This window comes from Acinetobacter baretiae (assembly GCF_015627105.1).
Taxonomy (GTDB): Bacteria; Pseudomonadota; Gammaproteobacteria; order Pseudomonadales; family Moraxellaceae; genus Acinetobacter; species Acinetobacter baretiae.
In genome coordinates this window covers 1-10,778 of the sequence record NZ_VTDM01000038.1, presented here as the reverse complement: position 1 = coordinate 10,778, position 10,778 = coordinate 1, and the positions used below count along the sequence as shown (strand labels likewise).

General features: G+C 35.6%; 11 protein-coding genes and 2 pseudogenes. 1 reads left to right on the top strand and 12 read right to left on the bottom strand.

Going from position 1 to position 10,778, the window contains the following annotated elements; all coding sequences use genetic code 11:
• The 11 genes and pseudogenes from I2F17_RS11605 to I2F17_RS11560 form a co-directional block, all read right to left on the bottom strand.
• Positions 1-128 (bottom strand): annotated as a pseudogene (locus I2F17_RS11605) (IS3 family transposase); the annotation flags it as partial.
• A gap of 21 nt (positions 129-149) precedes the next feature.
• A complete protein-coding gene (locus tag I2F17_RS11600; RefSeq protein WP_211140049.1) occupies positions 150-665 on the bottom strand; it encodes a helix-turn-helix domain-containing protein in 516 nt (171 codons plus the stop codon).
• 89 nt (positions 666-754) lie between these two features.
• Positions 755-910, bottom strand: coding sequence for a toxin-antitoxin system HicB family antitoxin (locus I2F17_RS12770; RefSeq protein WP_407926570.1), 156 nt, complete (start codon positions 908-910; stop codon positions 755-757).
• Positions 911-914: 4 nt separating this feature from the next.
• Positions 915-1,808 (bottom strand): DNA-binding protein, encoded by an 894-nt coding sequence (locus I2F17_RS11595; protein ID WP_211140048.1) that lies wholly within the window; start codon positions 1,806-1,808, stop codon positions 915-917.
• A 122-nt stretch (positions 1,809-1,930) separates the two neighbouring features.
• Positions 1,931-4,033, bottom strand: a complete 2,103-nt coding sequence (locus I2F17_RS11590; protein WP_196423593.1) for a relaxase/mobilization nuclease domain-containing protein — start codon at positions 4,031-4,033, stop codon at positions 1,931-1,933.
• The gene (gene mobC / locus I2F17_RS11585; protein ID WP_211140047.1) at positions 4,033-4,623 is read right to left on the bottom strand and encodes a plasmid mobilization relaxosome protein MobC; all 591 of its coding nucleotides are present in this window, start codon (positions 4,621-4,623) and stop codon (positions 4,033-4,035) included. Before mobC ends, I2F17_RS11590 begins: the two co-directional genes overlap by 1 nt.
• 254 nt (positions 4,624-4,877) lie before the next feature.
• Complete coding sequence (locus tag I2F17_RS11580; protein ID WP_235985960.1) at positions 4,878-5,840, bottom strand: replication initiation protein; 963 nt, start codon at positions 5,838-5,840, stop codon at positions 4,878-4,880.
• A gap of 275 nt (positions 5,841-6,115) precedes the next feature.
• Positions 6,116-6,473: pseudogene (locus I2F17_RS12615) on the bottom strand (transposase); the annotation flags it as partial.
• A 306-nt stretch (positions 6,474-6,779) separates the two neighbouring features.
• A complete protein-coding gene (locus tag I2F17_RS11570; protein WP_211140044.1) occupies positions 6,780-7,229 on the bottom strand; it encodes an XRE family transcriptional regulator in 450 nt (149 codons plus the stop codon).
• Complete coding sequence (locus I2F17_RS11565; RefSeq protein ID WP_196423541.1) at positions 7,226-7,453, bottom strand: hypothetical protein; 228 nt, start codon at positions 7,451-7,453, stop codon at positions 7,226-7,228. Before I2F17_RS11565 ends, I2F17_RS11570 begins: the two co-directional genes overlap by 4 nt.
• A gap of 186 nt (positions 7,454-7,639) precedes the next feature.
• A complete protein-coding gene (locus tag I2F17_RS11560) occupies positions 7,640-7,858 on the bottom strand; it encodes an XRE family transcriptional regulator (RefSeq protein WP_196423542.1) in 219 nt (72 codons plus the stop codon).
• Positions 7,859-8,003: 145 nt separating this feature from the next.
• On the opposite strand from I2F17_RS11560, the gene I2F17_RS11555 reads away from it, so the two are divergent.
• A complete protein-coding gene (locus I2F17_RS11555) occupies positions 8,004-8,246 on the top strand; it encodes a hypothetical protein (protein ID WP_196423543.1) in 243 nt (80 codons plus the stop codon).
• A 130-nt stretch (positions 8,247-8,376) separates the two neighbouring features.
• Here the strand turns inward: I2F17_RS11555 and I2F17_RS11550 are convergent.
• On the bottom strand, positions 8,377-10,778 hold a 2,402-nt coding region (locus tag I2F17_RS11550), incomplete at its 5' end, for a putative Ig domain-containing protein (protein ID WP_211140043.1).

Here is a 10,778-nt window from a genome sequence, read left to right as displayed (position 1 = left end):
ATCCATTTATCTAAAGTGGAGTAACCAACACCGAGTTTACCTGCAATTGTTGCTAATGGTTCATGTGAGTTCGCAAGTGCATAATCGATTGCTTGCTGTTTAAATTCCTGACTAAAGCGTTTAGCCATAAGTGTGCTCCAAAGTTAATTTTACGTTAGCTTTAGAGGGAATCTTTGTCCACTTTTTTGTCTAGGATCACTTAAGGCTCTCAGCTTTTTTAAATAGGCATTCTCTGCACGTAGATACTCCAACTCTTCTAGCAATTCATTCGGAGTTTTATCTTGGTTCTCCTTACTCGGATTTAACATATATTTTGGGCGTCCTTTGAGCTTCGGTTTTAAGCCGTCTATACCGTGTTCTTGATATTGTTGAAACCAACGAGATAAAAGTGAAGGATCACTTAAATTGAGTTGTCTTCGTGCTTCTTGAAAGGACATTCCCTCAAGAATCATTTGAACCGCATTTATCTTAAATTCTATACTAAAAGCAGTTTTTGATGATTGAACTGCTAATCCATCCAATCCATGTTTTTGATATTTTTCAACCCACTTCTCAACAAGTGAATGTCTGACTGAGAAGTGTTGAGAAACTGTAATATATCCTCCTATTCCGGAAAGATATGCTTGCACAACTTTGTGTTTAAATTCTTGAGAATATTTAGCCATAGAAAAACACCCTTTAAATTAGACTAAGAGCGTCCAACTTCTGGGGTGCAGTTCAATTAGCTCCCATTTTTAATGATTTTTTTAATAAACTATTTACCTAAACGCGCATTAAGGGGGTTATTTGAGGCTAAAACTACCTTATGATGCATTTCAGGGATAATGCGGACGTTAAATGTACCTCCAGGTTGGTCAGGAGGCTTTTCAGTACATAACTCTAAATAGCAGGCTACAGACTCAAATTTAATTTCTTCAGATCAAATTCTGTTGCTTCCCTGATTCTTTTACAGTATTCACGGCACTAACTTCTTTAATCTGTTTTTGTAACTCTTCTTTCTCTTGCTGGAGTAGAAGTACTTTATGTGATAACTCTTCATTTTTAGTCATTAACACTGCTTCTTTACATGATATATCCGCATTCTCTTTGCTTAAAACATCTATTTTTTGCTGTAAGCTAGTGCGCTCCTCTTTCATTTCTAGCTCTAGTTTTTCATTTCTTTTCTGTAGATCAGAAAGCATTTGTTGTGCTTGCTGCTGTGAATAATTGTGTTGCTGTTCAATAAGCTTTTTATGATTTTCATACTGCTCTTGATTTGTTGTTAAAACTTTTTCGTAATTGACCTCTATTTTACTTATCTCTAGTTTTGACTTGTTTTGAGTATCTTCAATTTCACTGTGATACTTCTGATCTTGTGCTGTTATTTGTGCATCATATTGCTCTTTAACAATGGATAATCTCGCGATTTGCTCATTTCGCTCCTTTTCTAATAATTCGATCCTTTCTTGATATTGTTCAGCTTCGGACTGAATTTTTTCAAATGCTTCACTTGTAATCTGAAGCTCTGCGTGTGTTGCTTCAAGTTGACTTAAATAGCTTTCTGAAAGTGCGTTAACGCGCTCTGATAGAATTTTGCTGATTGCATCTTCTACAGCAATTTTTTCATTATCTTTGAGTTCAAGAGTTTTCATTTTCTCTTTATTTAATTTTTCAGCTTCATATTCTTTTCTGTATTTTTGTACTGTGACACTAGAGCCACCGACGAGTTCTAATATTTCTCTATTTGTAAAATCTCCTTGTTGCTCTTCTAGCGTTGCACATGCTTCAAAAACTTGTTCTTTCGTCACCGCTTTCTTTAACTTTCTCATAAAATACTCCATTTATTAAATAAACTAAACTGACTAAATTAACTAAACTAAATAACTGAATTTTATTAAAGTTTAAGTCGAATCAAAAAGAAGATGTAAACTTCAGTGCTGCAGTTTTGTAATCACCTATCAAATCTTGAGCTGTTGTCCTTTTCATACTTTTTATGTTCCAACTTCTCTTTATTTTTGAGTTCAATTTGCGCTATAGCTTTGCTGAGAGTTGTTGTATCAATATCTTGAATTCGTCGTGATAATTGTTCACCGATTGGACCTCGCGTTTGATCTCTTCGAGAAATTCCTGCTTTTGCTTCATAATTTCTACTGAGATTAACGACTGAATTGAATCCTTGATCTCTTGTGATGTCGTGTATGCTTTCATGTCTTGTATGAGACTTTCTTGCAAAGAGTGCTTGAACTGCAGTAAAAATTGGGGCAATTCTTCTTCTAAACTGTTCAGAAAATCGTGTCTTGAGCTGATTAATGTATTCTCTAATTTGCTTTGATGTTCCAATAAATGTTGATTTTCTGCGTCGAGTGTTTTCTTGATAGCGTTGAGCGTTGATAATAATTTCATTTGTTCTAAGCTGATATTCTCTTGCTGTTCGATCTGCTCGATCAATGTTTTGTTGTACTCTTTCAGCAATGCGTTTTCGTTCTTCAATAATTCGAGCTGATTCAAGATATATTTGTCGACCTCGCTCATGGCTATCATCATCTTCTATCTCCTGTGTTGTTTCAGTTGTTGTAAGTAGCTTGACTGGTTCTGCATCTGTGCGATTTGCGAGTTCAAAATTCCTGTATTTTGAAAAATCTCGCTTCTTTGCATCTCGATCTGTTTTGCGTTTGCAAAGATTTGATACGCTAAAAATGAACTCATGAGCAGTAGAAATATCAAAAAAACTCCTAGCCCATAGGTCATCCAGATCGATCGTTCTGACAGCAATAGCTCCTTGAGTTTTGTCTCCATTTTTTCTTCGATGATGTGTTTGATCTTCGGTATTGATTGTTCTGCTGCTCCAATCACTATTGAGCAAACTTGATCCTCGAGCTTCTGCGTATCGATTTTCAGATCTTGTAATATCATCTGTTTTGCTTGTTTGATTTTGAGATTCAGACTCTCTATGTCCACTTTGAGTGTAGTGACTGTCGTTGTATCGAGTGTCTTTAACGTCAACAGTAAATTGTTCATTTCTGATTTGATTGCGTGGTTTACTTCGAGAATCTTGGTCGGACTCGCTTTGTTGATTGCGTACATCAGCGTTGATATTCGATTCGATAGCATTTCTGCTTGCTCTGTCTGTGTCCCCACTTTTGTAATGGTTTTCGTTATAGTTAGCTCTTGATGCTCTAGCACGATCACAAAGTTCTCGAGCGTCTTTTGCATGTTGCTCATTTCCACCTGCAGCTTCTCGAGCATATTTTGCTGATTTGAGATGCTCTCTGTAAGCGTTAATTTCGAATTCGTCATTGTAATAATTACCTTTTAGCCTATGTTTTTTTTCATCATTTAATGTCACTGTTAAATAGTTTTTCCCTTCTTTAACTGATTTAATTCCGTCAAGTTCTCGCAAATACTTTGCAATATCTGTTCTGTTTTGAACAAAGGGACTATCTAGTAATACTTTCACGTAGTGATCAATCATTCTGCAAAATTGCGCTTTTTTAAGCCGTTCAAAAGGCTCTTGATCCAGTATTTTTTTTACTTGTGCAGTAATTTTTTCAACGTGATGCGGTGCTTTAGTTGTTGCTCGAAGAAGGGGATCATCTGGGCGGGACCAGTTGTACTTATAATTCAAATAATCACGTAATGCTGCGTAATAGTTTTCATGCCTAGGTGGTGCGATATTTAAGCTCTTTCCTGTTTCAAGCTCTAATCTTGGTACCAATATATGAATGTGCTTTGAGCCATCGTCCTCTACGTGTTGAGTCGCAAATAAATGATATTGATGTGGTTCAAGTCCAGCGAAAGCATGTTTTTCAAATTCATCTAAAACTTCCTGGATTTGTACATCACTTGGATCGTCATCTTTTGCCCATGCAATCACTGCACTCGTATATTTCCAAAGGTGAGGACTAGAATCACAGATCGAACTAAATGTCATTGGATCTCCGCGTAGTACATCAACACCAGCTCTGGCTCGATTTAAATGATCAACAGAATCTAAAACATAAGCTGATGCTTTGTTTGCAGCTCCTTTTCCGTGCTCTAAGAATTTGATTAACATTAGAGCTCCAAACCTTTTTTTTCTAATTGTGCTTTTCTCTTTTCAATGGCTTTTTCTGAGCGTTGAATTTTTGGTAATCTCGGCAATAAGCTTTGAAAATCACTTTGAAAGTTTTTTAAAATGATTTGGCATTGAGCAAAGTCATACATTACAAGTTTTGTTGCTGAATCCTTTTTTATAATATTTAATGCACGAGCCACTTGATTAATGTTATTACCGATTCTGCTGAGTTCGAGCAGTAAGTTTGGATCTATGTTTTGATAGCGTTTAATAATTTCAACCTGTGTTTTTTTAATATGTTTTGGTTTAAGAACAAAATTGTTTTTAAGTTCTTTTAATGTTGGAACATAAAAAGAACTACGCTGGATTTCTGACTGAATTGCCTTTCTTAAAAAATCAGTTAAAGACTGATGTCTCATTTTTAAAATGACGTCGATTTGCTCAAGCTCAAATTGATTAAATCTGTACTTTTTTACAATATTTCTGACCTGCTTTTGCTTTTGATCTTGCTGTTTCTGAGTAGCTATTTCATTCTTCATTTTCGCTCCAGCTTTTGCTTTTCCGGGTCTTAGGGGTGGAACCCCTAACAAGCTTCCTGCACAACCAAATATCGAAGATTTTGGGGGTACAGGTATGCTTGCTCACTTAACCCATTTAAATAAAAGAGTATGGGATGATGATTTGAATTGAAAATTTTTTAGAAAAAAATCAAGAAATAGGTTTACTTTTTTGAATTGAAAAGTGCTTTGTTTGTTGAAGTCTTCTGGCTTTGTTTGTTGACAGCGTTTCAACACCATTAAGCCCCCCTACAGGGCTAATATCTGATTTGGCGGCACTGTCCCACTTAAATAACTATTTTTTCTTTTAACCATCTTGTAATTGATTTTCTACTTACATTTAATTTTTCAGCAATTTGAGTATTATTCATTCCTTGTATATGTAGTTTTAATGCGTCTTGCCTTAGATTGACATAATTTAATGAACGAGGTTTTCCGCCTTTCGAATTCGAACCCTTTTTATTGCCTATTTTTGCTCTATTTGCTTGTTTTTCGCTAAATTTAGCCTGAAATTCAGTACTATGATGCTTTCTCCAGACCCACTTTGCGACACTTGATGCTGTTGCTTTTACTTCTGAATAGGGTAATGGCTGTGAAAATGCATAATTTTCGCTCTGAGCAGTATTAAGAACTTTACTATGCCAATTCTCATAACCAGCAGCAACACTTCCTCCGACTGCTTTATATGCCCAAAAGCGAACACTATCGAACATGGCACAATTACGTCCAAGCCCTGATATTTCATTTTTAGTCATCTTTTTCGGTCTGTAATCTAGATCAACATAATCAGCAAGTTCATCTAATTCAAAAGGCCTTGAATTAAGTAGAGTAACCTCCCAGTTTTCAGTATTAATTGGATTTTTTGTCAGTAAGCCAGCATAATTCAAATCTGCGCCAAGTTTATTTGCATAACTATGCTCAATAGCAGCGAGATAAGCCAGTGGCTTTAATCGTGCATTTTCAGTTTTACAAACAGGAGTTTTTAGCTCGTAACAGATATGACAATGACCATTATTTTTGTTTTTAGCAATCCATGTAGGTACAGGAAGTTCTGCATCAGAAAAATGTAGATATGCATCCGGGGCATCAATATCAAAAACTAAATATCTGACGATGTGCGGTGGATTTACCTGGATTAAAGGAAATTTAACGGCACAGCGTTTTGAGCGAATCAAAGTTGCTGTACCTTTTCCATAACTACAATATGGCTTAGGTGCTAGATTTTTATAAAAATCTTCTGCAAATTGCATATTATTCATATTCTGCAACATCACCATAGTTGCAAATACGCAAAACATCATTAAAATAGCAAATGTCTAGTTTGTATTTGGCAGAGATTTACGTATCTGTTAAACAAAGTAAAAAAAGCAGATTTTTTAATCTGCTTTTTTACGACTAAAAAGCGAATTAAAAAAGTTAACACACTTTTTAAAAATTAAAAGTATATGTTTTTTCAGTAACTTAATTAACTTATAAATTAAACTTTTCAGGTATAACAACATACTCAAACAATGCGCAACCATGAGCCATTGTGATGAATATCTAGTGTTGAGCATAAACGATGGACAGGCCATATATGTTGATTGTCCTGGATAAAGGCATACCTCACTTGGACTGACTTGCGAAGTACACCGCTGCTTTTTTAAGATTTCCCTTTCCTCAGTGACCCTTTGCAGCTCTTTTTTTAACTTTGTTAATTCTGCACTCGGATCATGAGATTCTTTGACCTAGGATTGTTGCGGATCATATTGTTTAATCCAGGCATATAAGCTATGCGTTGTGGTTCCTAAGCGCACAGCAATATCAGCGACACTATGACCTTTCTCTGTGACTTGTTTTACTGCTTCAATTTTAAATTCTTTGGGATATCGTTTACCGCTCATAAGCACCTCGTTAATTAGCCATTTTATCTAACTAAAAGGTGTCTACAAAATCGGTAGCTATTCAGATTAAGTTTGATTAAAATGCATTTGAAATAAGTAAAAGATCATTTAGTCGAGAAGAAATAGTCATCTTCGCTGACCCAATCTCAGTAGGTCAGCAGTCAATGAACCAAAATTTTAGATGTTGAAGTGAACCAAGTTTAAAAATGGGGTTATGATTTTTAGTATCCCCAGGTAGGACTCGTTTATGAAAATAAAATCAGGCAATGAAATATAATACCACTGCCTGGTTCATTAACTTATCTATTAAATATTTACTGTTGCAACTTCATATTGAGCCTGATCCAATTTCCCTTGTTGAAAGAGCCAAGTAGCCACTTCTGACCATAAATACATTGCAGACTTAGATGCTAAACCATACATCGGTTTAGGAAAATTGCCATTGCCACGCTTGTTTTGGGCATATAAAGATAGTGCTTGACGAGACATTCCTGCTCTTTCAGCCATTTCTGCTAGAGTTGAAAATCCTTGCTCTTCAACAATGAGATCTTTAAAACCAAGACTTCTGATTGCTTCTAAAGCTGATTGAATCGCATGTATTGCTTGATCTGACTCACGATCAAACTCTAAATAGATCGTACCATTGTATTCACACAATAATGCATCTTCACAACCCACTTCAAAGAACTGATCTTCTAAGTCAGCAAGGTTAGAATTAGCATCACGTACTACAATCGTAAAATGGTAAATACTCATTGCTCATCTCCAGTACATTGCTTTACCTTTCGAAGGATTTGTTTCGCATGCGTTTCAGGATCTTTCGGTGTACTCCAAATACTCATCTGATGTTCAGCATGACCTAAAATACATTTTAATCTACAAAAGGCATGTCCAGACTTTCCTGTTTCAACAATATCCCAACCATTTTCAACCGCATATTCAATGGCTTCTCGTATATGTTTATTAGGATGTTTTTTCATAGAAAATCCATATTCTTTCAAATCAAGACTAATGGTTTTGTTGACCAATGTCAACAAAACCATTAGTCTTGATTCTATTAATTCCAAAAAAATGAGCAGAAATTTAATTTTTAGCTCATATAAAGTTTTTTCTATTTTAGTCTCGAACTTAACTTAAAAATATAAATTACCTAAAAGGTATTGTAATCAATGATATGACTTAATTTTTTCAAAGATAGGATAAAAATCAACGCCATCATCTTTCATCATTGAGATTAAAGAGACAATGACTGCAATTTGTGTTGGTACTTTACCAATTTTTTTATAGTTAGTAATTGAGTTGGGGTTCATATCTAAAAGCAATGCAAATTCTTTTATAGATAAACCGGATTTACCAATCAATCGTTGAAATTCTTCGTAAGGCATGACTAAAACAACAAAATATTTTGATTGTAAATTATAGCATAGATATTTCAGTTACATTTAAACACATATTAAATGTGCTAAGCACATTTAATATGTGTTTAAATTATTCCTATCAAGTATTTTATTGTACGTAGGAGACTATTTTATGAATCAATTTACCTCACCACGGTTATTTATTTCTACAAAAGTAAAAAAGTTGGGATTAGAGTTAATTCAAGAGCTTTATATTCAACGTACAGCACCTTTAGCATTTTATTTAGATGTTAACCCATCTTTTGATGGTCATGAGGCTGTGTTTTTTTGGATCAGAAATTATTTAGAGGACTATCCAGAAGCGGTATTTACTGAGATTAGAAATCGTTTTATTAGCCTTATTCCACAATATTAAAACTCCTTGGTAAACACTGTATTCAATATATGTAGGCATAGATGTTTTTTAAAATGTGTAGTAATCAAGTAAAACTAGACACAGCCATAGAGATACAAGAAAATTCTTGTATCTCTATTTACTCTTTAAATTATCGAATGACTCCAAACTCTAGGGAAATACCACTTTCAAAATGAATAGTATTAGCCTGCCCAGTTTGCTGACTATTGAGTCCCGCCATAGCTGAGATTAATCCATTCACGCTAGCAACAGTATGACCAAAGACACCATTAAACATAGGCTTATCGGCTGTAACAATATTATCCATTGCACTATCTCCACCTAAAAAGTGATTTTTCACCCTAACAGATTGGTTTTGATAGCCATTTACAGAAATGAGTAAGTCATTGCCCTCTTTTTTGGCATTTAATTGCCAACTGGCAAGACCTTCAAAAATAAGGGTGTCATAACCGCCACCACTATTGTCAATCACATCATTGCCAGAGCCAAATGTATAATGGTATTTGTCATTACCAGCGCCACCGTTTAGATAATCATCTCCTGCACCACCATACAAGGTATCGTTACCTAGACCACCATACAGAGTATCATTACCAGCGCCACCGTTTAGGTAATCATCTCCTGCACCACCATTTAAGTAATCGTTTCCATATTCACCAAATAATAAGTCATTACCTAAACCACCTGAAAGCTGATCATCTCCATAACCGCCATACAAGCTATCATTACCCGCACCGCCATGAACAATATCATTACCTCCACCTGCCATAATAATATCATTTCCATTGCCTCCTGCAATAATATCTTTATTCTGTGAACCGATAATTGTATCGTTACCGCCAAACCCATAAAGTACATTTGGAATACGGCTATCGCCCACAATATAGTCAGAATAATTTGTCGCCCACCAATTAGTACGAATTGGTTGCATTACATTTAAAGTGAAATTCCCATTTACCGTAGCTCCTTGTTTATCTGTCGCAGTAATTACAACACTATATTGCCCAGAAGACTCCTCTAAAGGCGGTATTCCGCTAAGAACGCCTGTTTGTTTATCAAAACTTAACCAGTCAGGCAAAGCTTTGCCATTTTCTAAAGTCGCACTTAGTGTTAACTCATCAAGATGATCTATATCTGCAAAGGTATCTTTAGGTATGGTATAGCTAAAAAAGTCGGTTTCACGAATTGAAATATCAACAAGAGGTTTAACAAGCGTTGGGGCATCATTATTACCTAGAATTGTAAACGATACAGTACTGGTTGATGTTGCTCCGTAACGATCTTGAATTGTATAAGTGACAGTATCTGTAACTGTTTCACCGACTGCTAAATATTCAAATAAACCTTTAAAGTCGTAAGAGATTTGGCCATTGACGAGTGACACTTTAGCACCAAGGCTAGACTGTGCAATTGAAGTCACAGAAAGTACATCTTTTACATTTGGATCAGTATCATTACTAAGTAAAGCACTTGTATCAATCACTAAGTGACTAGCATCTTCTTGTACTGTAAACGTATCGGGATTCGCTGTTGGAGGTCGATTGACTAATTCCGAAATTCCAGCATGATCAAGTGTCGTACCATCATCAAAACTGACCGTAGAAACACCTTGATCTTGTACATACCAATTAGACAGTAATATTGAATCACTACTGCCCACAATTTCAATCAATAAATCATTACCTTGTTGATAGCCCTGTAAACGATTTACTGTTAGTCCATGCCCAAAATGTAACGTGTCAAAACCAATAGAATCAATAATCTGATCATTCCCACCACCGAGTGTAAATTCATAGCGGTCATTACCAGCACCACCAGACAATACATTATTGCCACTATTTCCGATCAGTACATTATCTTGTGCATTACCCGTCGCATTAATATTGGCATTTCCTAGCAATGTTAAGTTTTCTACCTGATCAGAAAGTGTCAATGATACTGTAGAATAAACTTGGTCTATACCTTCATTATTAAGTTCAACAACTTGGTCATTTAGATCATCAACATAGTAAGTATCATTTCCTGTACCCCCTTGAAGCAGATCTGAGCCTATGCCCCCATCTAAAGTGTCATTACCTGCACCGCCAGACAATATATTGTTTTCTGTATTTCCAATAATAATATTATCTAAGCTATTCCCAGTCGCACTGATTGCCACCTGACCTGTTAGTGTTAAGTTTTCTATATTCTCTCCAAGCGTATAAGATGCAGAAGAATAAATATGATCAACACCTTCATTCAATGCTTCAACCACAAGATCATTGCTATTGTCTACAAAGTAAATATCATCACCTTTCCCACCTTCTAATCGATCGATGCCTTCACCACCATCCAGTATGTTGTTGCCATCGTTACCAATAATGGTGTTATCTAAACGGTTACCTGTACCATTTAGGTCTGCTGTACCTGTTAAAGTGAGGTTCTCAACATGATCTGTTAATGTGTAACTCATCGATGATTGGACAAGATCAATGCCTTGACCATTGCCTTCAATAACCACATCTCCTATATCATCAACAATATAGGTGTCGT

Bases quoted from the DNA above. Each gene is read 5' to 3' on its own strand.
- I2F17_RS11600 (WP_211140049.1), bottom strand. From the start codon at position 665: ATGGCTAAATATTCTCAAGAATTTAAACACAAAGTTGTGCAAGCATAT.
- I2F17_RS11595 (WP_211140048.1), bottom strand. From the start codon at position 1,808: ATGAGAAAGTTAAAGAAAGCGGTGACGAAAGAACAAGTTTTTGAAGCA.
- I2F17_RS11590 (WP_196423593.1), bottom strand. From the start codon at position 4,033: ATGTTAATCAAATTCTTAGAGCACGGAAAAGGAGCTGCAAACAAAGCA.
- I2F17_RS11580 (WP_235985960.1), bottom strand. From the start codon at position 5,840: ATGCAATTTGCAGAAGATTTTTATAAAAATCTAGCACCTAAGCCATAT.
- I2F17_RS11570 (WP_211140044.1), bottom strand. From the start codon at position 7,229: ATGAGTATTTACCATTTTACGATTGTAGTACGTGATGCTAATTCTAAC.
- I2F17_RS11565 (WP_196423541.1), bottom strand. From the start codon at position 7,453: ATGAAAAAACATCCTAATAAACATATACGAGAAGCCATTGAATATGCG.
- I2F17_RS11560 (WP_196423542.1), bottom strand. From the start codon at position 7,858: ATGCCTTACGAAGAATTTCAACGATTGATTGGTAAATCCGGTTTATCT.
- I2F17_RS11555 (WP_196423543.1), top strand. From the start codon at position 8,004: ATGAATCAATTTACCTCACCACGGTTATTTATTTCTACAAAAGTAAAA.